This is a genomic window from Bradyrhizobium sp. LB13.1, from assembly GCF_054056815.1.
Genome location: NZ_JBSRYQ010000001.1, coordinates 1,351,167 through 1,374,330 on the forward strand (window position 1 = coordinate 1,351,167; position 23,164 = coordinate 1,374,330).

At 63.9% G+C, this 23,164-nt stretch carries 27 protein-coding genes and 1 pseudogene; 9 read left to right on the top strand and 19 right to left on the bottom strand.

The genetic code is table 11. From position 1 onward, the window contains the following. Positions 1-85 precede the first annotated feature (85 nt). Positions 86-1,102 (top strand): alpha/beta fold hydrolase, encoded by a 1,017-nt coding sequence (locus ACVWYI_RS06280; RefSeq protein ID WP_456661516.1) that lies wholly within the window; start codon positions 86-88, stop codon positions 1,100-1,102. Between the two features lie 15 nt (positions 1,103-1,117). Beyond that, positions 1,118-2,065, top strand: a complete 948-nt coding sequence (locus tag ACVWYI_RS06285; protein WP_456661517.1) for a fatty acid desaturase — start codon at positions 1,118-1,120, stop codon at positions 2,063-2,065. 57 nt (positions 2,066-2,122) lie between these two features. Here ACVWYI_RS06285 and ACVWYI_RS06290 read toward each other — a convergent pair whose 3' ends face one another. Continuing rightward, positions 2,123-2,356, bottom strand: coding sequence for a hypothetical protein (locus ACVWYI_RS06290; protein ID WP_456661518.1), 234 nt, complete (start codon positions 2,354-2,356; stop codon positions 2,123-2,125). A gap of 138 nt (positions 2,357-2,494) precedes the next feature. Further along, complete coding sequence (locus tag ACVWYI_RS06295) at positions 2,495-3,475, bottom strand: helix-turn-helix transcriptional regulator (RefSeq protein ID WP_456661519.1); 981 nt, start codon at positions 3,473-3,475, stop codon at positions 2,495-2,497. An 83-nt stretch (positions 3,476-3,558) separates the two neighbouring features. Here ACVWYI_RS06295 and ACVWYI_RS06300 point away from each other — a divergent pair, with 83 nt between their 5' ends. Beyond that, positions 3,559-4,206, top strand: coding sequence for a glutathione S-transferase family protein (locus ACVWYI_RS06300; RefSeq protein ID WP_354103095.1), 648 nt, complete (start codon positions 3,559-3,561; stop codon positions 4,204-4,206). Between the two features lie 16 nt (positions 4,207-4,222). Next, on the top strand, positions 4,223-4,657 hold the full coding sequence (locus ACVWYI_RS06305; RefSeq protein WP_247441707.1) for a DUF6157 family protein: 435 nt from the start codon (positions 4,223-4,225) through the stop codon (positions 4,655-4,657). Here ACVWYI_RS06305 and ACVWYI_RS06310 read toward each other — a convergent pair whose 3' ends face one another. From ACVWYI_RS06310 to ACVWYI_RS06325, 4 genes and pseudogenes are all read right to left on the bottom strand, one after another. Beyond that, entirely contained in the window at positions 4,658-5,443 is a 786-nt protein-coding gene (locus ACVWYI_RS06310; protein ID WP_456661520.1) for an enoyl-CoA hydratase/isomerase family protein, read from the bottom strand. Positions 5,444-5,455: 12 nt separating this feature from the next. Then, positions 5,456-6,565: a cyclic nucleotide-gated ion channel gene (locus tag ACVWYI_RS06315; RefSeq protein ID WP_354044599.1), complete on the bottom strand. Its 1,110-nt coding sequence runs from the start codon at positions 6,563-6,565 to the stop codon at positions 5,456-5,458. 110 nt (positions 6,566-6,675) lie between these two features. Beyond that, positions 6,676-6,893 (bottom strand): annotated as a pseudogene (locus ACVWYI_RS06320) (hypothetical protein). A gap of 119 nt (positions 6,894-7,012) precedes the next feature. After that, positions 7,013-8,458: a TAXI family TRAP transporter solute-binding subunit gene (locus tag ACVWYI_RS06325; RefSeq protein WP_456661521.1), complete on the bottom strand. Its 1,446-nt coding sequence runs from the start codon at positions 8,456-8,458 to the stop codon at positions 7,013-7,015. A gap of 405 nt (positions 8,459-8,863) precedes the next feature. Here ACVWYI_RS06325 and ACVWYI_RS06330 point away from each other — a divergent pair, with 405 nt between their 5' ends. Both ACVWYI_RS06330 and ACVWYI_RS06335 read left to right on the top strand, forming a co-directional pair. Further along, the gene (locus ACVWYI_RS06330) at positions 8,864-9,211 is read left to right on the top strand and encodes a DUF3307 domain-containing protein (protein ID WP_247344354.1); all 348 of its coding nucleotides are present in this window, start codon (positions 8,864-8,866) and stop codon (positions 9,209-9,211) included. A gap of 275 nt (positions 9,212-9,486) precedes the next feature. Next, positions 9,487-9,882: a hypothetical protein gene (locus tag ACVWYI_RS06335; RefSeq protein ID WP_247441717.1), complete on the top strand. Its 396-nt coding sequence runs from the start codon at positions 9,487-9,489 to the stop codon at positions 9,880-9,882. Between the two features lie 54 nt (positions 9,883-9,936). Here ACVWYI_RS06335 and ACVWYI_RS06340 read toward each other — a convergent pair whose 3' ends face one another. Continuing rightward, positions 9,937-10,260, bottom strand: coding sequence for a YkgJ family cysteine cluster protein (locus tag ACVWYI_RS06340; RefSeq protein WP_456661522.1), 324 nt, complete (start codon positions 10,258-10,260; stop codon positions 9,937-9,939). Between the two features lie 5 nt (positions 10,261-10,265). Continuing rightward, positions 10,266-10,964 carry a helix-turn-helix transcriptional regulator gene (locus tag ACVWYI_RS06345; protein ID WP_247441720.1) on the bottom strand — a complete coding sequence of 233 codons (699 nt, stop codon included), beginning with the start codon at positions 10,962-10,964 and terminating at the stop codon, positions 10,266-10,268. Positions 10,965-11,076: 112 nt separating this feature from the next. Between ACVWYI_RS06345 and ACVWYI_RS06350 the strand changes: the two genes are divergently transcribed. Then, entirely contained in the window at positions 11,077-11,382 is a 306-nt protein-coding gene (locus ACVWYI_RS06350) for a hypothetical protein (protein WP_456661523.1), read from the top strand. A gap of 38 nt (positions 11,383-11,420) precedes the next feature. Next, positions 11,421-12,149 carry a glutathione S-transferase family protein gene (locus ACVWYI_RS06355; RefSeq protein WP_247343996.1) on the top strand — a complete coding sequence of 243 codons (729 nt, stop codon included), beginning with the start codon at positions 11,421-11,423 and terminating at the stop codon, positions 12,147-12,149. A gap of 75 nt (positions 12,150-12,224) precedes the next feature. Here the strand turns inward: ACVWYI_RS06355 and ACVWYI_RS06360 are convergent, their stop codons facing one another. The 11 genes from ACVWYI_RS06360 to ACVWYI_RS06410 all read right to left on the bottom strand — a co-directional run bounded on the left by ACVWYI_RS06360 (position 12,225) and on the right by ACVWYI_RS06410 (position 21,744). Continuing rightward, positions 12,225-13,376, bottom strand: coding sequence for an ABC transporter substrate-binding protein (locus ACVWYI_RS06360; protein ID WP_247343993.1), 1,152 nt, complete (start codon positions 13,374-13,376; stop codon positions 12,225-12,227). Between the two features lie 90 nt (positions 13,377-13,466). Beyond that, positions 13,467-13,886: an acyl-CoA thioesterase gene (locus tag ACVWYI_RS06365; protein WP_456661524.1), complete on the bottom strand. Its 420-nt coding sequence runs from the start codon at positions 13,884-13,886 to the stop codon at positions 13,467-13,469. 10 nt (positions 13,887-13,896) lie between these two features. Then, positions 13,897-14,658, bottom strand: coding sequence for an SDR family NAD(P)-dependent oxidoreductase (locus tag ACVWYI_RS06370; protein WP_247343988.1), 762 nt, complete (start codon positions 14,656-14,658; stop codon positions 13,897-13,899). Between the two features lie 25 nt (positions 14,659-14,683). Then, positions 14,684-16,567 carry a feruloyl-CoA synthase gene (locus ACVWYI_RS06375; protein ID WP_456661525.1) on the bottom strand — a complete coding sequence of 628 codons (1,884 nt, stop codon included), beginning with the start codon at positions 16,565-16,567 and terminating at the stop codon, positions 14,684-14,686. Beyond that, a complete protein-coding gene (locus ACVWYI_RS06380) occupies positions 16,564-17,373 on the bottom strand; it encodes a crotonase/enoyl-CoA hydratase family protein (protein WP_354044606.1) in 810 nt (269 codons plus the stop codon). Before ACVWYI_RS06380 ends, ACVWYI_RS06375 begins: the two co-directional genes overlap by 4 nt. Before the next feature lie 175 nt (positions 17,374-17,548). Then, positions 17,549-17,848 (bottom strand): addiction module antidote protein, encoded by a 300-nt coding sequence (locus tag ACVWYI_RS06385; RefSeq protein ID WP_456661526.1) that lies wholly within the window; start codon positions 17,846-17,848, stop codon positions 17,549-17,551. Between the two features lie 3 nt (positions 17,849-17,851). Further along, positions 17,852-18,148 carry a type II toxin-antitoxin system RelE/ParE family toxin gene (locus tag ACVWYI_RS06390; protein ID WP_456661527.1) on the bottom strand — a complete coding sequence of 99 codons (297 nt, stop codon included), beginning with the start codon at positions 18,146-18,148 and terminating at the stop codon, positions 17,852-17,854. A gap of 69 nt (positions 18,149-18,217) precedes the next feature. Further along, on the bottom strand, positions 18,218-18,679 hold the full coding sequence (locus ACVWYI_RS06395; RefSeq protein ID WP_456661528.1) for a DUF3237 domain-containing protein: 462 nt from the start codon (positions 18,677-18,679) through the stop codon (positions 18,218-18,220). Between the two features lie 11 nt (positions 18,680-18,690). Further along, positions 18,691-20,010 carry a TRAP transporter large permease gene (locus ACVWYI_RS06400; RefSeq protein ID WP_247343970.1) on the bottom strand — a complete coding sequence of 440 codons (1,320 nt, stop codon included), beginning with the start codon at positions 20,008-20,010 and terminating at the stop codon, positions 18,691-18,693. 2 nt (positions 20,011-20,012) lie between these two features. After that, complete coding sequence (locus ACVWYI_RS06405) at positions 20,013-20,522, bottom strand: TRAP transporter small permease (protein ID WP_456661529.1); 510 nt, start codon at positions 20,520-20,522, stop codon at positions 20,013-20,015. Positions 20,523-20,727: 205 nt separating this feature from the next. Beyond that, complete coding sequence (locus ACVWYI_RS06410) at positions 20,728-21,744, bottom strand: TRAP transporter substrate-binding protein (RefSeq protein WP_247343965.1); 1,017 nt, start codon at positions 21,742-21,744, stop codon at positions 20,728-20,730. A 215-nt stretch (positions 21,745-21,959) separates the two neighbouring features. Here ACVWYI_RS06410 and pobA point away from each other — a divergent pair, with 215 nt between their 5' ends. Continuing rightward, the gene (gene pobA / locus ACVWYI_RS06415) at positions 21,960-23,129 is read left to right on the top strand and encodes a 4-hydroxybenzoate 3-monooxygenase (protein WP_456661530.1); all 1,170 of its coding nucleotides are present in this window, start codon (positions 21,960-21,962) and stop codon (positions 23,127-23,129) included. The last annotated feature ends 35 nt before the right edge of the window (positions 23,130-23,164 follow it).

The following is a 23,164-nucleotide window of genomic DNA, read 5'->3' on the forward strand; positions in this document are numbered from 1 at the left end:
GCGCAACGATGCGTCTGCGGGAACGGCATGATCGATGCATCGCCGTTTTGGCGGCGCGCTTGGCGCGCGAGCGGGAGTTGGACGCATGGCGGCGGACCGCGACTATGAGATCTTCGAGGCTGGCGACGTCACGCTCCAGTCCGGCGCCGTCGTCCCTTTGCTCCAGCTCGCCTACAAGACCTACGGCCGGCTTAGCCCCGCCAAAGACAACGTCATTCTCTATCCGACCTCGTTCAGCGCGCAGCACACCGACACCGAGTGGCTGATCGGCCCCGACGGCGTGCTCGACCCCACACGCTATTTCATCGTCATCCCGAACCTGTTCGGTAACGGCCTGTCGTCCTCGCCGTCGAATACGGCGGCGTCGTTCCCGATAATGACCTATCACGATGCCATCGCGGTTCAGCACCGGCTGCTCACCGAGCGGTTCGGCATCTCCAAGCTTGCCCTGGTCTATGGCTGGTCGATGGGCGGCATGCAGGCCTATCACTGGGCGGCGCTGCATCCCGATATGGTCGAGCGCGCGGCTGTTGTCTGCGGCAGTGCCCGCTGCACGCCCTATAATTACGTCTTTCTGGAAAGCGTGAAGGCCGCGCTGACGGCCGATCCGGCCTTCCGCGACGGCCGCTTCGTCGAGAAGCCTGTCGCTGGCTATCGCGCCATGGGGCGCGTCTACGCGGGTTGGGCGATGTCGCACGGTTTCTATCGCGACGAGATCTGGCGCGAAGCGGGCTTCGCCTCGCTGGACGATTATCTCGTTCGCGCGTGGGACCCGGCGTTTGCCCGGCGCGACGCCAACGATCTCCTGGCCCAGATCGGCATCTGGCAGAACGGCGATGTCAGCCGCTGCACCGCATTCGACGGCGATTTCGATCGTGCGCTCGGTGCGATCAAGGCGCACATGCTGCTGATGCCGGGCGCGACCGATCGCTATTTCGACGTCCGCGACAACGAGGACGAACTCGGCCGGCTGGTCAACGCGAAATCAGCGGCGCTGCATCCGATCCCGTCGCTGCACGGCCATCGCGCCGGCAACCCCGTCAACAATTCGCGCGATCAGGCCTTCATCAAGGCCGAGATTGCAACACTCCTCGGCAAGTAGGGCAGGCATCCGATCATGAGCGACGCAGCCGTTTCAGAGTCCGGCCATCGCCTGAAGCCGCTGTCACCGGCGATGCTGCGCGAATTGTCGTCGCGCTCCAATTTTCAGGGCGCAGCGCGCAGCCTCTGCCATTACGGCCTGATCACGCTGGTCGGCGCGCTGATATGGAAGGTTACCGCGACATACGGCGTCCTCTGGGCGCTGCCACTGGTGGCCGTGCAGGGCTATTTCGTCGCCTTCCTGTTCATGGCGGTGCATGAGACCGCGCACAAGACCGCGTTCAGAAGCCGCGGCCTCAACCTCGCGGTCGGCTATCTCTCAGGCTTCATCATCGGATTGCCTTACGAATATTACTGCCTGTTCCACTGGGACCATCACCGCTACACCCAGGATCCGGACAAGGATCCCGAGCTGGTCGTCGGCGTGAAGCCGAAGTCCGACACGCAGCTCGCGCTCGCCTATAGCGGCCTGCTTCAGGTCGTCGGCCGCGTTTGGCTGATGTTCGGCCATGCCGTCACCGGCAAGGTCGTCGTGCCCTGGATCCCCGAGAACAGGCGCGCCATCATCGTGACCGAGGCGCGTGCCTATGTCGCGCTCTATGCGCTGCTGGTCGTGCTGTCGCTCTGGTTCTCGTCGGCACTGCTGCTCTGGGTCTGGATCGTTCCACTGATGATCGGGCAACTCTTCCTGCGGCCGTATCTCTATGCCGAGCACACCGGCTGCGAGCGCACCCGCAGCGCTTTTCAGAATACCCGCACCACCTATACCGGCGCGATTGTCAAATGGTTCACGTGGAATATGCCCTATCACGTCGAGCACCACGCCTATCCCTCGATTCCCTTTCACGCGCTGCCGAAGCTGAACGCGATCGTCGACGGCGAGATCCTCTATCGTGGCCGCGGCTACATCAGAACGACGCGCGAGACCTGGGTCTGGTTTCGCCGGCAGCGGCAGGCCGGCTAGCGCAAACGCAAAGCTCCGGTCGCGGCGCGACCGGAGCTTTGTCGTGAAGGCGATCAATCAATAGACGCCGTAGGCGCAGACATTCACGACGCGGACGCGCAGGCCGTGGCGGGTCTGGATGACGCGCTCCTGGTAGCAATTGTTGACGCCGGTGTTGACATAGATGCCGCCAAAGCCCCAGCCGGGACCCCAGTGATGATGGAAGCCATGGGCCGACGCGGCGGTCGGCGCGAGAGCGGCAACGCCGAGCGAGCCGGCAGCGATCAGACCAAGTGCAAGCTTACGAAACATTTTCATTCTCCAGTGTGGCGCAAGGGCCGTTGTTGTGTCCCTGCATCTCGGTCGAGCCGAAACGCGAATGCGTTCATGCTGCGAGCGGAGAATCGTGTTTCAGGAGTGTTTCGTCGGTCGCGGCGGGTTACGCCGCCGTCATGTTTTCCGCGCCGCGCGGTAGCGCGCAGCCATCGCCTGCGTCAGCTCCGCCATCTTCTCGCGCAGATCGGCCGGCTCCAGCACTTCGGCCTCGGGCCCGAGCCGCAACAATTCGGCCGCAGCGTGCCATGACGTCTTTCCGGTCGGCACTCTGGCAATGCGCCAGCCGTCTGCATCGGCGGAGTCTTCAAGCTGCGTACGCGCCCTGACGTAAGGCTGGCTCAGCGCGTCGAGCAGCTTGACGCCGAGGGGCGATAGCCGGACGACCGCGACATTGGGATGCATCTCGGCCTCGAGGCGCAGCGTTGCGTCCCGCCAATAGGCCGCGAGATCGAAATCGGCGGGACGCTCGCAGTGATCGTCGAGCGCCGAGCAGTCGAGCACGCGCGCGACGCGATAGGTGCGCACGCTGCCGTCGACCAAACCTGCGAGATACCAGCTGCCGCCCTTCAGCACGAGGCCGAGCGGCGCGACGCGGCGCTGCTTCTCGGCGCGCCAGCTCTGGTAGCGGATTTTTATCAGCGTCCCGCGCAGAGCCGCGCCGGCGATGGTGCGCAGATGCTTTGGCTCTTCCGCCTCGCCGAACCAGCCCGGCGCGTCGAGATGAAAGCGCTCCTGCATCCGGCTGGCATCCTCGCGCAAATTGGCGGGCAGCGCTGCCATCAGCTTGTTCTGCGCGGCGATCATCGCGGCATCGAGCCCGAGCGCGGCGGCCGGGCCCGGCAATCCGGTCAGGAACAGCGCGCCCGCCTCGCTCTGCGACAAGCCGTTCAGCCGCACGCGATAGCCGTCGAGGAGGCGATAGCCGCCCTCCGCGCCGCGATCGGCATAAACGGGGACGCCGGAGGCCGCGAGCGCGTCGATGTCGCGATAGATCGTGCGCACCGAGACTTCGCAGGCCTCCGCGAGCTCGGGCGCAGTGACCTGCCCCTTGGCCTGGAGCGTGGTGAGGATTGACAGCATCCGGCTCGCGCGCATGATCCCTTAAACCATACCTGACACAAGATGTCAGGTATGGTCCGCTACAAGGCCATCGCCAGCCGGCCAGATGGAGACCTGCCATGACCGATTCGAACCGCATCACGCTGTATTATTCGCCGCAAAGCCGCGCCACCGGCACGCGCGTGCTGCTGGAGGAGCTGGGGGCGCCCTACGATCTCCATGTCCTCAACATGAAGGCCGGCGAGCAGCGCAAGTCGGCCTATCTCGCCATCAATCCGCTCGGCAAGGTGCCGGCGATCGGCCACGGCGGGCAGCTCGTGACCGAGCAGGTCGCGATCACCATCTATCTCGCCGATCTGTTTCCGCAGGCAGGGCTCACGCCCGCGCTGAACGATCCGCTGCGCGGCCCTTATCTGCGCTGGATCGCCTATTACGGCTCGTCCTTCGAGCCGGCCCTGATCGACAAGTTCATGCAGCGCGAGCCGGCGCCGATCACGCAGTCGCCCTATGCCGATTATGACACCATGCTGGGTGCGCTCGAGGCGCAGCTGTCGAACGGGCCGTATCTGCTCGGCGAACGCATGACGGCCGCAGATGTTCTCTGGGGTGTCGCGTTCAGCTGGACCATGATGTTCGGCATCGTGCCGAAGAAGGACGTGTTCGTCCGCTATGCCGAACGCATGACCTCGCGGCCTGCGTTCCAGCGCATCACTGCGGCCGATGCCGAGATGGCGGCGCAGCATGCCGCCGCGGCTGCTGGGGGATGAGTGACCAGGGTTGCGGATGACGACGCAGATGCACACGACCAACTGCTTCAACACCTTCATCCGGGTTGCCGAAGACTGTCTCGCGCGTACTGGCGAGGAGCCGCCGCTGCGCGCGGGAAAGCCGACGGTGGCGTGCCTGCAATATCTGATGATCGCCAAGGCACCCTACAAATACACGTCCGACGACGTGATCTTCGCGACGTCTGCGCCGGGACGCGAGCTCGCTGTGAAGGCGGCGAAAGCGGAGAAGCATGCGGCCCGTGAAGCGTTCTTCTCCCGGGGGCAGGCGTGCATGAGGGCGTCGAGCCTGGGCAAGCGCTTCGGCTGGGGCGTTCATGCCGATAGCGAGGGCCGGATCGCGATCTACGCCATCGACAGCAAACGCTACCAGGAGCTTGTCCGCGATCCCAAGCTCACGCAGGTGCGCGCGATGCGGTCGAAGCGGGCGTAATCAGAATTCTGGCGGTCGCTTCTCCGCGAACGCCTTGATGCCTTCCTTGATCTCGTCACCGCGCATGCTGTCGCGGTGGCGCTGATCGGCGGCTTGCTCATCCAATTCGCCGCGGGCGAATTCGTTGATCGCGCGCTTCATGCCGCGCATCGCCAGCGGCGCGTTGCCGGCAAGGATGCTGGCGAGCTTGTCGACCTCTTCATCCAAAAATTCCACCGCTACCATCGCGGTGAGATAGCCGATCCGCAGCATCTCCGGCGCGCTGATCTTCTGCGCGGTCAGGAACAGTCTTTTCGCATTGTCGAGGCCGAGCCGCGTCACGTAGCGTTTGATGCCGCTCCTGTAATAATGCAGCCCGAGCCGTGCCGCCGGCATGAACATCTCGGCGGTGTCGACGCCGATGCGGAAATCGCAGGCAAGCGCGAGGTCGGTCGAGCCGCCATAGACGCCCCCGTTGAGCCGGCAGATCGAGGGCACGCCGAGATCCTCCAGCCGGTTGACGACCATCTCGAAGGCGGAGCCCGCGCTCTGCTGCTCGTTCGCGCTGACCGCGCGCTCGGCGACCGAGTTGAGATCATAGCCCGCGGAAAAGGCGCGCCCGGTGCCGGTCAGCACCAGCACGCGGATATCGGGATCGGCCTCGATCCGGTCGAACAATTTCACCAGCACGCCGAGATCCTCGGCCTGGAGCCGGTTGAGATGTTTGGGCCGGTTGAGGCGGATGGTGGCGCGTGCGCCCATGATTTCGAGCACGGGGCCAGAGGCCGCGTCGGTGATGTCCGACATTCTTGTCTCCTGTTATTTGTTTTCGAGCGCGCGGCGCTTTGCTTCCGTGTCGATGGTCTCGGCGAGATCGGGGTGCCGGGCCATCAGCACGCGAAAGTCGACGAGGTCGAGCACCAGGAGCCGCGACACCTTGGTGGTCGAGACGTTGGCGCCGCGCAAATTGTTGCCGAGCAGCGCCATCTCGCCGAAGAAGGCGCCGTCGCCGAGCTGCACCTTCTTGCCGGGCAGGTCGACCTCGACCTCGCCGGCGGCGATGAAATACATGCAGTCGCCCTGCGCACCCTTGCGGATGATCATGGTGCGCGCCGGCAGCTCCATGGTCCGCAGCATGTGGGTGACGTCGGCGATGGCCGCCGGTCCGAGCGCTGCGAAGAACGGCACCTTGCTGACGGATTCCCAGGTCTTGAGGAAATTGTCGCGCCGGGTCTCTGCGGCAAAGCCGGTGGCCAAAATACCGGTCCAGAGACCGAACACGCCGAGGCCGGAGATCATCACCAGCGCGGCCACCATGCGGCCAAGCGGCGTCACCGGCACGACGTCACCATAGCCGGTCGTCGTCAGAGTTGCGACAGCCCACCACAGCGCGGCCGGCACGCTGCCGAAAGTCTGGGGCTGCACGTCCCGCTCCAGGAAATATTCGGCGACCGAGGCCAGGAAGACCACCATCAGGAAAATCACGAGCACGCTGACCAGCGGCCCCGATTCCAGCACCAGCACGCGGCGGAGCTGCCGCAGGCCGGGAATGCCCGGCACCACCTTCAACACCCAGAGCACGCTGAGCAGCCACGCCGTCTTCGGCTCGAGCCCGACAATCAGCGCGGCCGGCACGGCGAGAGCCCCGAGCGCGTCGACCAGCCCGGCGGAAGAGGACATGTAGAGTGCGAGGCGCCCCTGTCGCGCCATATGGCGCAGCCGGACCACCCATTCGAACACGAAGTAGACGAGGCAGGTCCAAAGCAGGGCATCGACCCAGCGATGCGCCGTCTCATAGGCCGGGTTGACCGTCAGCAGCACCATGCCGAGCACGCCGACGCCGACCGCCACATAGGCTGCCCTGGTCATGTTGCGGCCGGCCGTGGCGGCCGCGAACTGGGCCAGAGCGGAGATCAGCGGCTTGGACATGTGGAAAGGCGGCTCGGTTTGTGCTTTGCGGTCCCGGCTGGAACCTCGGTGCCAAAGTGCCTGCCCGGGCCGAGGCCGTCAACGAGAGCAGCCTGCCGTTCCGCGAGCCGTTACCTGAAATGCGGCGGTTCGTCGTAGCCGCGACGGCTGCTGAAGAACAGCAGCACCATCAAGCCTACGCCGACAACAACGGAAAACCCGGCCCCAGCGCCAGCGCCACATAGCCTTCCGTCGGGATCGGCTCGCCCCCGACCGTCATCGCGGAATAAGCGAAATAGCTAACTGCCGTCAGCATTCCCAGCAGGAAGATGATGAGGAGTGCACGCATGCGCGGTCTCCGGTTGTATCCGGGAGGCAACGGTTGTGGAGGCAAGACGGTTCCCGAACCCGGCCTGGTTGCTTGTGGAATGCCGGCAACGTGCCGCCGCAAGACTTCAGATCGATAGGTCAGGCACTCTGAGCTGTCTTCACCACCACGATGTTGCTCTCGTCGTGCTGGGGAGGGGCCACATCCTGAGTGGCCTTCTCGCCCTCGCCGGCATGGCGCTTGAGGTAGTCGCGACGCATGCCGATCTCGTCGCGGACGAATTCGTAGCCGAGCTTGAAGGTGTCGAGTCCGTCGGTGCTGATCGTACCGTCCCGCAAGCCGATCACCGCGCCGCGCAAGATGCCTTCCAGCTCGTCCTGGAGACATTCGAGCTGGTCCAGCGAATGGGCGTGCTCGATCCGCTCGCCGATGTCGAGGATGGCGGTGGAGAGCTCGCTGGCCTTTTCCGGTGCGATCCGGGTGATCTTGGCGTAGATCGCGGCGAAGATCGAGCCGATGACGCTGAGCGCGGCAGCGCCCAGATACATCAGGTCGCTGTACTTATCCATGAACGATTTGGTGTCGTCGTTGATGTAGTCGGCTGCGCCTTGATGCGCCATCACGAAGGCGTCCTTCTCGACGGAGGCGGGCTCGATTCGGCTGGCAAAGCCGCTGTCGAGTCCGAGCGCGGACTTGTTCTCGTAGACGGTGCGCGCCAGCTCGCCCGCGGCGGCCGGCGACATCTTTGATTGCGTCACCAGCAGCCATTCGAGCCCGATCGTGTCGAGATCGTCGTCGGGAATTTCCGGCGATGCAGACAGCGTGCCCGCCGTCAGCGTCTCGCTGGAAATGCCGGGGATCTTGCGCGCCAGTGCCTTCGCCTCGTCAATCGCGTTCAGTGTGAAGCCGCCGCGCTTGGCGACCTGCTCATAGGCCTTGTCCCGCACCGCCTTCGAGGCGTGGACGATGGCGACGACCGCACCAAAGCCGCTTGCGGGGGCGAACAGCTTGTCGAGCGTTGCGCCCTGCGGCGCCATCTGGATCTTCGCCGCGTCCGGACCATCGGGAACGTCGAGGATGCCGCGGACGAAGGCGAGCGAGGCTTCGTTGTCGGCGAGGACGGCGACCTTCTTCTTCTTCAACTCGGCGAGCGACTTTATCTTCTTGTTGCCGGGCCCGAGCAGCAGCACGAGATCGTGCTCGAGGATCGCGAGCGTGCGTGCCCGCAGCGGCACCTTGGCGTCGGTGCGCAGCACGGCGAGGTCGGCCTGCTTGCGGTCGAACTGGGCGATCGCCTTGGCGTTGTCGGCGTTGTTGACGATCTTGATCCGGAAGCGCGAGGTGTTGTTCTTCAGGACAGCGGCAAGCTTGGCCGCGAACAGCGCCTCGTCGCTGTTGGGGGCGCCGACGGCAAAGATCAGCGTCTCCGAATTGTGCACCAGCGCGCGGCCGCCCCAGACGGTGGCAAGCGACAACAGCAGGGTCAGCACGACGTAGAGGAAGACCTGCTGCTGATTGGTCTTGATCACCTTGGGTCGCCGGGGCGGTGGCTCGATCGGCGACGAGGTAGGGCCCTCAGTACTCATGGCAGCACTCTGGCCTTATTCTTCCAACGGCGGCCGGCTCGCGGAAGTGGATCGCTGCGGACGCCCCGTAATTCGTAAACGTCTGAAAAAGGAACGATATTCTACTGACAATGATAGCGCGCAGGTCGCGGAAAGCAAATTTCGAGCCGAAGGTAACCTTACTCAACTCGGCCGCGGCCGTTGGTCATCCTATCACCAGTTTGCCACAGTTGGCGATTTTCCGGTTCCCCCCGGCTGCATTCCGTCGCGGGAAATGTCATAAATCGCAAGTCCCGGCAAATTGACCGGTCCAGGAAGAGGTTGCGCTGCACGCTCCAATTCTTCTTCTCACGTCCAATGAGGGCGTCAGCTTTGTCGTTTCCATCCCTGTCATCGGCGGTTCCGGTCGAAGCGCTCATTGGCTGGATGTTGCTGCTCACCTTCAAGCACATCATCGCCGATTTCGTTCTGCAGACCGCCTGGATGGCGCAAGGCAAGGACCAGAAGCACGGCTGGGCCCTGCCGCTCCTGGTGCATTGCCTGATTCACCTTGCGGTTGCGCTGCCGCTGATCCTGATCGTGGCGCCGAAATTCTGGTTTGTGGCGTTGATCGACTTCGTGATCCACATCACGATCGACCGCGCCAAGGGCCTCGTCTCGGCCAATTTCGGTGTCGACCTTGCGCATCCCTGGTTCTGGACCCTGATCGGTGTCGACCAGGCCCTGCACCATTTGACCGGCTTCGGCCTGTCGATCTTCATGGCGGCGAACTGAGGCCGGCGGCCCTCTGGAGTGGCTGTCGGGCCTGCATGGTTCGAGACGGCGCTTCGCGCCTCCTCATCATGAGGGGTGAGAATCTTTCAGCAGAAACCGGCCTCATCCTGAGGGCCCGCCGGAGGCGGGCGTCTCGAAGGATGGCCACGGAGAAAACCCTTTCCGGCCCTCTGATACGCGGTCAGGGCGCAAGGACCCCGGGTGACTACCGGGCAGCGTGGTTAACCTTTCATTAGAGAATTGCACTGCATCTTCCCCCACGAGGGAGAACTGCAATGTTTTCAAGCCGCGACGCCTTTGAAAGCGATTTCTGCCCGGTCCGCGACGAACTCCTTGGCGAGATGTATCGCGCCAATGAGAGCGGTCTGCCGAGGCTGGTTGAGACTGTTACCCCTGAGGTCCGCGCCATGCTGGCCTTGTTCTGCTATCGCCGCAGCCATCTGCATTCGCTGGCAGTCGCGATCGCAGGCAGCTGCAACGAGCGCGACCTGATCGAGAGCGGCGGCCGCGTCGGCTCGACGCTCTACGCGCTGGCGCGCGAAGGCGCGGCGAAATCCTCGCCGTCGTCGGGTGGCCGCAAGCCGATCACGCTGTCGACCAAGCCGCTCTCGGTGCTCGCACCGCTGGACGATGAGATCGACGACGAGATCAGCGAAGCCGTTCCGGCCTAAGCCTCATTTGCTGGCGCATGATCTTGACGGACAACCGCTGCACATTTTTCCGGATCATGCGTTCGTGATAATCGGCAGCCCGAATTTCCGCCGCGCCATCGCGCATTCGGCGTCGCCCGGCATGCATGTGCGGCACACCTCCGGCCGCACCTGGTAGATGCCGCATGCGGTCTGCTTTCCGATCTGTCCCTGCAACGCCGAACAGCGATCACCCTCGCAGCGCATGCCGGACTGGCGGTCGTTGACCAGCGTTTCGGGAATCGCGGCAAGCTCCTCGTCGCTCTCGATCGAGAAGCGCGGCCAGTTCGCCGAATAGCCGCAGCAGGCGCCGCAACCCTGGCAGCAACTCGACAGGTCGATGGGGGAGTTCTCGTCCATCGTCGTCACGTGTCCTTTGGCGGGCCCCAGACCAGGCTCTGCCGCCATTTCGCGCGCAGCACGTCGCGCCGCTCCGGATATCTGTCGTCGAGATAGCTCGCATCCACCACGCGGTCGGTGCGGAAGCTGCGGAAGTCGCCGCGTAGCTCGCACCAAGCCGCGAGCAGGCGCACGGCTTCGAGATAGCCGACCGAAATCGGCCAGATCATGCGCTCGCTGGCGCGGCCCTGCTCGTCACGATAGCGCAGCATGATCTTCCTGCCTTCGTGGATCTGGGTGCGCGTGCGCACCATGTCCAGGCGGTCCGGCTCCCTGTTCCAGCTCGGCCGTGCGCGGCTTGCCGGCTCCAGCACAAAGGGACGCAGGCGCTCAGGGACGGTGTCCGCGATCTTGGCCATCAAATCTTCAGCCGCGCGCGCCAGCGCGGGATCGGCATGGCCGGCGACCCATTGCGCGCCCAGCACCGCCGCCTCGATCTCCTCGGGTGTCAGCATCAAAGGCGGGAGGTCAAAACCCTTTTCCAGGATGTAGCCCATGCCGGCTTCTCCGCGGATCGGCACGCGCTGGCCGATCAGCGTCGCGATATCGCGATAGATCGTGCGCTTCGAGGTCTCGAGCTCGGACGCGATGGCGTCCGCAGTCAGCGGCTTACGCGTGCGCCTCAGCACCTGGATGATTTGAAACAGCCGGTCGGCGCGTCTCATGAGGGGTCTCTTGTGCTTGTTTTTTCAGAAGGCGGCGCGCGGCTGCTGACAGGATGTTGGCAGCAGGGGAGTTCTATACCGGGACAACACGTCGACTGAAGAGGATTTGTCCATGATCATTCCAACCCATTTCGGCCCAGCCGGTGCGCTGTGGCGGACCCAGCCTTCGCAGGCCCGGCCCTGGAACGTCCAGCCTTGGCAAATCCGAGCCTGGTACGCATGGGCGTCCAGCCGCCTTGTATCCCTTGATCTCGTGGTCATCGATCTCCGCCTTGCGCTCGCGACCGTGGTGGCTCGCTCGTTGGTCCAGGCTGCGGACGCGCTGGTCCGTCATGTCATGGCCCGCGCCTGGCGAGGAGCCCGTTTCGCCGAAGATATCACGGCTGCTGCCACCATGGTGGCAGCAGTCGGCGGTTAAGTTCCCTCAACTCTTTCGGTCGCTTCAGGAGAGCCTTCATGATCACGCTTTACGGCTTTGGCACCGGCTTCGGCCTGCCGGAAATCAGCCCCTTTGTCACCAAGACGGAGGTACAGCTCAAGATGGCGGGACTGCCCTACCGGAAGGAGCGGGCGATGCCGCCCGCCTCTCCCAAGGGGCAGCTGCCTTTCATCGACGATGGCGGCGAGGCTGTGGCGGATTCCACCTTCATCCGCGCCCATATCGAGCGCCGCTATGGCTTCGATTTCGACGCCGGCCTGTCGCTTGCCGAGCGCGCACAGGCCTGGGCATTCGAGCGCATGATCGAGCATCACGTTTATTTTGCGCTGGTCGGGGCGCGCTGGGTCGATCCGGTCAACTTCGCCAAGGGGCCTGCGCATTTCTTCGATGGCGCGCCGGAGCACGCTCGCGAGAAGCTACGCGAGGACGCGCAATTCCGTGTCGCCGAGAACTATCTGCTCTCCGGCCTCGGCCGCCACGCGCCCGATGAGGACGTCGATCTCGCCGTGCGCTCGCTGTTTGCGCTCTCGGTGCAGCTCGGCGACAAGTCCTATCTGATGGGCAACAAGCCCAGCGGCGTCGATGCCACTGCCTTCGGCGCGCTGGCCGGCATCCTGACGCCGTTCTTCGAATCCGGACTGCGCCGTCGCGCCGAAGGGTTTCCGAATCTCACCGCCTATGTCGACCGGATGATGGACAATTACTATCCGGAATTCGCCTGGACCCCGCTGCGTCAGGCGGCCTGAGGCCGCTCAAGGATCGCAAATGAAAAGAGCCGGCCCATTGGGCCGGCTCTCGTCGTCTCGAAACTATCGCCGCATCTACTTCACCAGCGTGTACTTGCCGTTCTTCACCGTCAGCAGGATGCGCGAGCGGTCGTCGAGGCCGTAGCGGTCCTTTTCGGTGAAATTGTAGACGCCCTGGCTTGCAGCAATTTCCTTCTCCGACAGCAGTGCCTGGCGGATTGCTTCGCGGAATTCCGGCGTGCCGGGCTTGGCCGTCTTCAGCGCCGTTGGAATCACGCGCTTCAGGATCTCGAAGGCATCGTAGGAGTGGCCGGCGAACTGGCTGCGGCTGTTCGGGCCGTACTTGCCCTCGTAGGCCGAGTTGAGCGCCAGGCCCGGCTTCTTGGTCGCGGCTTCATCCGGCTGATCTTCCGGGTCCATCACCGGGCCCGAAGCCATCAGCACGCCTTCCGCGGCCTTGCCCGCGATGCGGATGAAATCCATGCTGGCCGCGCCGTGGGTCTGGTAGATCAGACCCTGATAGCCGCGCTCGCGCAGCTCGGTCTGCGGCAGTGCGGCCGCGGTGCCGGAGGCGCCGACCAGGATCGCGTCGGGATTGGCGGCGACGAGCTTCAGCACCTGTCCGGTCACCGAGGTGTCGGGCCGCGCAAAGCGCTCTTCGTCTGCAAGGGTCATGCCCATCGGCACGCCCTGGGCCTTGAAGTCGTTGAACCAGAGGTCGCCGTAGGAGTCGGAATAGCCGATATAGCCGACCGTCTTCACGCCCTTCGACTTCATATGCTGGTAGAGCACCTTGCCCATGATCGGAATCGGCTGCGGCATCGCCACCGACCACTTCATGCGCTCCGGTGTGATCGGGAACGGTGCGAGGCCGAAATGCGGGATGCCGGCTTCGTTGGCGACGTTGGAGACCGCGATGGTCGGCGGCGTCAGCGCCGAACCCATGATGATGTCGGCCTTGGATTCCGTGACGAAGCGGCGGGCGTTGGTGGTCGCGGTGGTGGGATCGCCGCCGTCATCGAGCACGATCACCTTCAGCGGCACGCCGCCGATTTCCTTCGGCACGAACTCCAGCGCGTTGCGCTCGGGAATGCCAAGCGCCGCGCCGGGGCCGGTGGTGGTCGTGGTGATGCCGATGGTGATCTCGGTGGTCTGGGCCAGTGCGGGCAGGGCCGGCAGCGCAAGCGCGGCCGCGGTGACGGCAGCGGTCAGGTAAAAGCGTTTCATCTATTCCTCCCTTTATGTGTTTCTTTGAAAGCAGAAATCGGGGGGTAATTCAGCCCCCTCTTTGGGTGATGTGGCGATTTAGCTCCCGACCTAACTCCCCGTGAATTTGGCTACCATTTCCGCAGGGAACGGTGCCGATTTCAGTTTGTCGGGGTTAACGGGGTCGCGGCCGACCAGGACGCGGGTCTCAAAGCCCTCGATCGCCAGCTCCTCGCCCTTGTAGACGCTGTGCTTCACCTCGAAGCTCGAGCGCTTGATGCTCTCGATCTTCGTTTCGATGGTGATCCAGTCGCCATAAGTGGATGGAATGTAGAACTTGGCGCGCGTGTCGACCATGGGAATGCCCACCAGGCCGTATTTTTTGACCAAATCCTGCTTGGAGAAGCCGGCGACCTCGAACAGGGTCGACGTCGAATCGTCGAACATCGCGAAATAGCGCGGGTAATAGACGATGTTGGCGGGGTCGCAGTCACCCCACTGGATCTGTACGTCGCGCCGGTTCACGAACATATGTCGTGCCCTATTTCGGCGCCATGCGCAGCGAGCCGTCGAGGCGCACCACTTCGCCGTTCAGATAGGAATTCTCGACCATGTGCAGGGCGAGTGCCGCGAACTCGTCGGCGTGGCCGAGCCGGCGCGGGAAGGGGATCGCGGCGGCGAGTGAGTCCTGGGCTTCCTGCGGCAGGTTGGCGAGCAGCGGGGTCAGGAACAGGCCGGGCGCAATCGTCAGCACGCGGACGCCGAACTGCGCCATCTCGCGCGCGATCGGCAGCGTCATACCGACGATGCCGCCCTTCGAGGCCGAATAGGCCGACTGCCCGATCTGGCCGTCATAGGCCGCAACGGACGCCGTGTTGATGATGACGCCGCGCTCGCCGGTTGCCTGCGGCTCGAGCTTGGACATCTCGGTTGCGGCAAGACGCAGCATGTTGAAGGTGCCGATCAGGTTGACCTTGATTACCTTGTCGAAATCGGCGAGCGCCATCGGGCCGTCGCGGCCGACGACGCGCTTGGCAACGCCGATGCCGGCGCAATTGACCAGCACGCGCGCGGGTCCATGGGCCTTGGTCGCCTGCGCGATCGCAGCTTCCGCGGAGGCGGCATCAGAGACGTCGCAAGCCACGGCCACGCCCTTGATCTCGGCGGCGACAGTCTCGGCGAGCTTGGCATTGAGATCGAACACCGCGACCTTGGCGCCCTGTGCAGCCAGCTTTCGCGCGGTCGCTGCGCCAAGTCCCGACGCGCCGCCGGTGACGATGACAGCCTGATCCTTCAACAACATGGCGTTCTCCTGTCGCGATGATTTCTTAGCCGACCGATATCACACGGTCCGATGGATTGGCAGCGTAGAGCTCTTCGATCAGGAGGCTGCGATGCTCGAGCACCGCGCGCTGGTTGATCGAGCCCTTGTCGGTGACTTCGCCCTTGTCGATCGAGAGTGGCGTGTCGATGAGGATCGCGCACGTGATCCGCGTCGAGGAGCCGGTGGCTTCGCCGAGAAAACGGGTCAGCCGTTCGCGGAAAGCTTCGCGCACCAGCCGGTCGCGGGTCGCGACGGCGAGATCGTCGGCCGGCAGCGTCGGGTTGATCAGCCGGCAGCCGTCGAGATCGAGCACGACGAGTGCGGAGACCTCGTCGCGGTTGATGCCGGCGATGATGACGTCGCGCACCAGCGGCGCACAGGCCGCAACGAAGCGCGCGCGCAAGGGGCCGACACTGACCCAGGTGCCGCTGCCGAGCTTGAAATCCTCTCCGATGCGGCCGTCGAAATCGAAGCCGGCATTGAAATCATCGGGATCGACAGGCTTGAGCGCATCGCCGAGCTTGTAGAAGCCCTCTTCATCGAACGATTTTGCGGTGATGTCGGGCTGGCGCCAGTAGCCGGGCATCACATTCGGCCCCTTGCAACGAACTTCCATCTTGCCGTTGTTCGGCACCAGCTTGGCGTCGTTGCCGGATACGGGAAGCCCGACATGGCCGGAGCGGCTGGTGCGCGGGTTGACCGACATGAAGAACGGCGCGGTCTCGGTGGCACCCAAGCCGGTCAGCATCGGCACGCGGTAGCCTTTTTCCTTCACCGCGAGCTCGTCGAGGCTGTTCCAGACGAACGGCGACAGCGCCGCGCCCGAGAAGAACATCGCATGCAGACGGTCGAAGAATTTTGCGCGCAGGCCCTGGTCGTCGCGCAGATAAGGCAGCAGCGACTCATAGCCCTTGGGGACGTTGAAATAGACCGTTGGCGATATCTCCTGGAGATTGCGCACGGTTTCCTCGATGCCTCCGGGCACCGGCTTGCCGGCGTCGAGATACATCGAGCCGCCATTGTAGAGCGTCAGTCCGATATTGTGGTTGCCGCCAAAAGTATGATTCCAGGGCAGCCAGTCGATGATGACGGGCGGCTCGTCCTTGAGGAAGGCGAGCGTCTCGCGCAGCATCACCTGGTTGGCGCAGATCATGCGCTGGGTGTTGATGACCGCCTTGGGGTTGCCGGTCGAGCCCGAGGTCAGCAGGAATTTCGCGATGGTGTCGGGGCCGATCTTGCCGTGGACCTTGTCCAGATCGGCGCGGATCGGCGTTGCCATGAGATCGGCGAGCAAGGTGACGTCGCGGCCCGGGACGTGACCGTAAGACGCGGCGATTTCGGTGCCGAGCGAGACATTGGCGGCGAGCGCGTCGGCGAATTTGTCGGCGTCTTCGGCGAAGACGAGGCCGGGCGTCAACAGCTTCATCAAATAGGACAGCTTGCCGTAATCCTTCGACACCAGCGAATAGGCTGGCGACACCGGGCAGAACGGAATGCCGGCATAGAACGCGCCGAACGCGAGCAATGCGTGGTCGATCGAATTGCCGGAGAGGATGACGACCGGCCGCTCCGCCGACAGGCCGCGCGCAATCAGGCCTGAGGCGATGTGCCGGCTCGCGGCGAGTAACTCGGCGTAGCTGATCTTGCGCCAGCCGCGGCCGCCTTCGCGCTCGGCCATGAAGACGCGGTCGGGTGTGGTCGTCGCCCAATGATGCAGGCGGTCGGTGATACGAACCGGATAGTCGCCGAGCGGCTGTGTTGGCCGCAGATAAATCGTGCCGTCGTCGCGCCGCTCGATGTTGACGACGGGATCGCCGAACGAAATGGGCCGCAGCGGGGAAGTGCTCGCGCCGCGCTCCATGCTGGAAGAGGACGGCTGCGCGCTCATGATTTCGGCTTCACCTTTGCGGTCTTGTGTTCGAGGAATTCGCGGATCCTGCGTTTTGCCTCTTTGTCGCTCTGCGCCACCGTTGCCATCAGCGATTCCATCAGGAGACCGGCCTGCGGATTGGCTTCCGCGATCATCGGCAGTGCCTGCAGCACGGCGAAATTCGTCAGCGGCGCGTTGGAGGCGACCTTGGTCGCAAGCTCCAGCGCCTTGCCGAGGCCGTTGCCGGCTTCCGTGACATATTGCGCAAAGCCGTAGGAGGCGCCTTCGGTCGCGGTATAGACGCGCCCCGTCAGCATCATGTCCATCATCCTGGCGACGCCGATCAGCCGCGGCAGCCGTACGGAGCCGCCGCCGCCGACGAAGATGCCGCGCTGCCCCTCCGGCAGGGCGAAATAGGTCGAGGGCTCGGCGACGCGAATATGCGCCGCACAGGCGAGCTCCAGCCCGCCGCCGATCACCGCGCCCCTGAGCGCCGCGATCACGGGCACGCGGCTGTATTGAATGCGGTCGAACACCCGGTGCCACATCTGCGAATGCAGCAGGCCGCCGGTCGCGTCATGGTCGGTCAGCTCGGAGAGATCGAGCCCGGAGGAGAAATGGTCGCCGATGCCGTGGATGACGACCGCGCCGATATCCTCGGGCAGGGACGCAAAACACTCGCCGATTTCCAGGATGATGCCGTCGTTGAGCGCATTGCGCTTGGCCGGCCGGTTCAGGCCGACGGTCAAAACCCGGTCCGCCCGCTCGATCCTCAATAGTCCGGGGGCGCCCGCGTCAGCGGTCTCGGCGTTTCCCTGTGTCATTTGCGTCCTTGTCAGAATAGTTATGTTCTATAACGAATTCGGGAGGAGTCAATAAGGCTGACCGCGGGGAAGCCGATGCATGGTCCGGAAAAGGACGACGGTCCGGGTGCCTGTGCCCGAATGTCCGATGCGCAAGATGGGAATGGATATTGCGAACGCCGATACTATCCGGCCGCTACGCCGCCTTCGTTCCGCTTTGGGGTTGCGCCACCAGATTGATACCCATGGCATGGAGAACTTTTATCACAGTGCCGAATTCGGGTTTGGCGTCGCCGCCAAGCGAGCGATACAAGTTCTCACGGGATAGACCGGCCCTTTCGGCAATGGCGCCCATGCCCTGAGCGCGGGCTACGGCGCCGATTGCCATCGTTATTGCGGACGGATCGTCGGATTCAAAGGCTTCGGTGAGATAGGCCGCAACCATCTCGGGGCTGTCGAGGTACTCCGCAGCATCAAATGATTTCACTTTTGCCATCGCTCAGACCTCCAATTCGCTCGCGATATTCCTTGCCAACGCTATGTCCCCTGGCTGAGAGCCTTTATCGCCACCGCAAAGAAGAACGATGATCTCCTCGCCGCGGGGAACGTAGTAAATCCGGTATCCGGCGCCCTCATGGACTCTCATTTCGCTGATACCGCCTCCGACCGGAGCAACGTCTCCGGGATTGCCGAGCGCCAGCCGATCGATCCGGGCGAGGATTTTTGCCTTCGCTCTCCGGTCTCGCAAGTTTCTAAGCCAGTCAGAGAATTCGTCCGTTCTCTTGATCGTGCGCATGTGTAGCGTATGCGCTACAAATGCCGCAATGTCAATGGACTAGCCGACCCTTGGTGCGGCGCGACGCGTTCACATCACCTGATGCATGTCGATCACGACGCGATCCGCATGCCGCGCTGCTGAGCCCACAAAAATGTGCTCCATCAGCCAGCGGTACTTCTCATGCCCCGTCTCGAATTTCGGCACGGTGCGGAAATAGATCAGTTTTGGATCGACCGGTTCGCCGCGCTTGAGCTTTTGCAACAGCTCGACCGGGCCGAAGCGCATGCCCTTGTTCTCGACATAGACGATGGCGCCGTCGCCGGTTTCGAAGGCGTACTTCGCTTCGAGATCGATCAGCTCATTCGGGCGGATGGTCTGGAAGTCCGCACCGAACGGCAGCACCTTGCCGGTGACCGCGCCCGTCACCTCGCCGCCGAGGATCGGAATGATGCGGCGAACGCCGATGCCGGTCTCGCCGGCGGTGACGACGTCGCCGATTTTGGCGGTGATGGTGAAAACGTATTTGGTTTCCAGCGCCGGTGTGGTCATCGCTTTGCCTTTCAATGCGCCATCATCCGCGTCGGCAGCCATGTCGCCAGCAGCGGGAAGGCGATCAGGATCACCAGGCGCACGAGGTCTGTCGCCACGAACGGGATCACGCCCTTGAAGATGGTGGAGAAGGAGACGTCCTTCACCACGCTTTTGATGACAAAGACGTTCATGCCCACCGGCGGATGGATCAGGCCGAGCTCGACCGTCATGACGATGATGACGCCGAACCAGATCGGGTCGAAGCCGAGATGCATGATCACGGGGAAGATGATCGGCACGGTGAGGATGATCATCGCCATGGCGTCCATCAGGCAGCCCAGCACCAGATACATCACCATGATCAGCGCCAGCACGCCGTAGGGGCCGAGGCCGAGACCGGTGAGGAATTCCGTCACCTTCTGCGGGGTCTGCGTCACCGTGAGGAAATAGCCGAAGATCAAGGCGCCGATCAGCACGGTGAATACCGCGGCCGCCGTGCGGGTGGCCTGGAGCAGCGACGCCAAGATCTTCTCGCGGTCGAGGCGGCCGGTCGCCACGCCGATGATGAAGGCGCCGGCAGCGCCGACGCCGCCGGCTTCGGTCGGGGTGAAGCGCGGCAAATAGGGCAGGCCGTAGAGGCCGCCGATCACGAACACGAACAGCAGCACCGGTGCCCAGATGTCCTTCAGGCCGGCGAAGCGCTCGCGCCAGGGCAGCACCTTGCCCTTGGGCAGAAAGTCGGGCCGGAAATACCCGATCAGGAAGATCGTGATCATGTACATGGTCATCGCCAGGATGCCCGGGATGATGCCGGCGATGAAGAGTTTCCCGATGTCCTGCTCGGTGATGATGCCATAGACCGCGAGCACGGTGGAGGGCGGCAGCATCGCGCCCAGCGTGCCGCCGGCCGCGATCACGCCGGTGGCAAAGGACTGCGGATAGCCGAAGCGGCGCATCTCCGGGTAGGCGACGGCGGAGAAGGTCGCGGCGGTCGCGACCGACGAGCCGCAGATCGCGGCAAATCCGCCGCAGGCGCCGACGGTGGCGATCCCGAGCCCGCCGCGCAGATGCCCGACAAAGCCGTTGGCGGCGCGGAACAGCTCGCGGCTCATGCCGGAATTGCTGACGAAGGAGCCCATCAGCAAAAACATCGGGATGACGCCGAAGGTGTAGTCGGTGACCGTGCGCATCGAGGTCTGGCCGACCAGTTTCAGCGCCGGCGTGGCGCCGACGAGATAGGTGAAGCCGGAGACGCCGACGAGGCCCATGGCCATGCCGACGGGCACGCGCAGCAGCATCAGGGCGAATAGGGAAACGAAGCCTATTACGGCGACGGCATCGGTGCTCATGATTATTCCGTCGCCTTCAGCTTGGGGTCGTGCATCTCTTCGGGATGGAAGATCAGCCGGTAAGTGCGGATCGCGATCAGCAGCACGGCCGAGACGTCGCCGATCCAGGCGATCGCGAAGAACGGCCAGGTCGGCATGTGCATGTCGAAGGTCTGGACGTTGTCGTTGTAGGTGCCGCGGACCTTGTCGAACAGCGTCCAGGTCTGCACCGTGACAACGAACAGCAGCACCAGGGTCGCGAACACGTCGATCCAGCGCTGGTAGCGCGGTCCGACATTGCCCCAGACCAAATCGACCGTGATGTGGGTGCCGCGATAGGATGTCGCCGCGATGCCCCAGAAGATGAGGATGCCGAGCAGCATGCGGCCGATGTCGAAACTGTCGGGAATCGCATAGTTCAGCGTGTTGCGCAGCAGCACCGACAGGAAGATGTCGAGCGCGACGATGCCGACGAAGGCCGCTGCGATCCATTCGATCGAATCGATAACGCTATCCATCCAGCTGCGCTTCATGGGGTGGTCCTGTTCAAAAGCTTGACGAGTTCGAGGTGCGCCCGCGATCAAGCTGCGCTCCCTCTCCCGCTTGCGGGGGAGGGTCGGGGTGGGGGTCTCTCCGCAGGCGATAATCCCGATGTGGAGAGAGCCCCCACCCGGCGCTTCGCGCCGACCTCCCCCGCAAGCGGGAGAGGTACAGGGAGTGCGCAGCCGCAGCCCAGCTTCACTCCGCCAGCGCGTTGTACTTCTTCAGCGATGCCTTCAGATCCGCGAGCGCAGCATCCGGATCGGCGCCGGCTTTCTTCGCGCCGTCGGACCAGGTCTTGACCAGCGGCTCGGCGGCCTTCTTCCAGGCGGCGGTCTGCTCGGGTGTCAGCTTGTAGACCTCGTGACCGGATTCCGCCTTGACCTTGTCGATGCCGGCATCCTCGAACTTGCCCCAGTGCTCGCCGACCACGCCTGCCATCTCGATCGTGCAATTCTTGTCGATCGCGGCCTTCTGCTTGTCGGACATCGCATTGTACTTGTCCTTGTTCATCACGAACACGAAGGTCGTGGTGTAGAGCGGCGCCTCCATGTCGTACTTGGTCACCTTGTCGATGCCGAACAGCACCAGCGAGCCCCAGGGGAAGGTGACGCCGTCGGCGACGCCGCGCTCGATGATGTCGCGCACTTCGGGCGCGGAGGACTGCACGTTGGTGCCGCCGAGCGAGGTGACGAAGTTCGCCATGGTGGCGTGGGCCGGGCGGATCTTCAGGCCCTTCACGTCCTCCGGCATCACGATCTTCTTGGTGCGGGAGTGGAAGGAGGAGGGCGAGTGGACGAAAGCGAGACAGTACTTGACGTCCTTCATCTCCTTCTCGGCGTATTTGCGATACCAGGCGTCGAGCCCCATCGAGCCGCCTTTGGCATCCGAGATCAGGAACGGCAGTTCGCCGGCCCCGATGATCGGGAAGCGGCCGGGCTGGTAGCCGGGATTGACGTAGGTGACGTCGGCGATGCCGTCGCGGGCCATATCGTAATGGTCGAACGCCTTGCCCATCTGCTGGGCCGGAAACACCTTGCCCTTGATGGTGCCGCCGGAATCCTTCTCGACCGCAGCGGCCCAATCCTCCAGCGATTTCTGCAGCGGGTGCGAGGCCGGCACCCAGTGCGAGATCTTCAGGTCGAAGGTCTTGTCCTGCGCGAGCGCAGGGCTCACGCTTGCTGCCAGCAGCAACGCCAGACAGGCTTTCCTCATCACGTGTCTCTCCCTCTTGTGACGGCGGGCTTCGATGGCCCGGTCTCGTTAATTAACATGTTATCTAATTAGCCGGCGCATTCAAGCCGGAACTGGCGCGGCGTGCCGCCGCGCACTCCCCTTTTGCCCAACCGTTATATGATATAATTATCGTGCGCGGACGGCTGCGACAAGCGAGCCGCGACGAAAACCTACAGGATCGGGAGGAGCAAGTATTGCGGACAAAAGTCGCAATCATCGGGGCAGGGCCGGCTGGATTGTTGCTTGGGCAACTTCTGCACGGTTACGGCATCGACAACGTCATCCTGGAGCGCCAGAGCCCGGACTATGTGCTCGGCCGCATCCGCGCCGGCCTCCTGGAGGAGGGAACCGTCGCGCTGCTCGACCAGATCGGCGCCGGCGCGCGGGCGCATGCCGAAGGTCTGCTGCATGAAGGGATCGAGCTGGCCTTTTCCGGCCGCCGACACCGTATCGACATGAAGGCCGCGACCGGCAAGACGGTCATGATCTACGGCCAGACCGAGGTCACGCTCGACCTGATGAATGCGCGCAAGGCCGCCGGTCTCACCTCGGTTTACGAGGTCAAGGACGTGCAGCCGCATGATTTCGACGGCGGTCGCCCGCGCGTGACCTACGTCAAGGATGGCGTCACCCACACCATTGATTGCGACTTCATCGCTGGCTGCGACGGCTTTCACGGCGTCAGCCGCGCCAGCGTTCCGGCCTCGGCGATCGACGAGTTCGAGCGGATCTATCCATTCGGCTGGCTCGGCATCCTCTCCGATACCCCGCCGGTCAGCCACGAGCTGATCTATTCGAACCACGCCCGCGGCTTTGCGCTGTGCACCATGCGTTCGGCCAAACGCAGCCGTTACTATGTGCAATGCGCGCTCGACGACCATGTCGATCAATGGCCCGACGACCGCTTCTGGGACGAGCTCAAGAGCCGGCTCGACCAGGAGGCCGCGGACAGCCTGGTCACGGGACCCTCGATCGAGAAGAGCATTGCGCCCTTGCGCAGCTTCGTGGCTGAGCCGATGCGCTTCGGCAGGATGTTCCTGTGCGGTGACGCCGCCCATATCGTGCCGCCGACCGGGGCCAAGGGACTGAACCTCGCGGCCAGCGACGCCCATTATCTGTCGAGCGCGCTTCGCGAATTCTACGACGAGAAATCCAGCGCCGGGATCGACGCCTATTCCGCCAAGGCGCTGGCGCGGGTCTGGAAGGCCGTGCGGTTCTCCTGGTGGATGACCTCGATGCTGCACAAATTCCCCGACACCGGCACCATCGGCGCCCGCATCCAGCTCGCCGAGCTCGACTACGTCACGCAGTCGCAGGCCGCGATGACCTCGCTGTCGGAGAATTACGTGGGGCTGCCGTTTTGAAAATAGCTGTCATGCCCCGCGAAGGCGGGGCATCC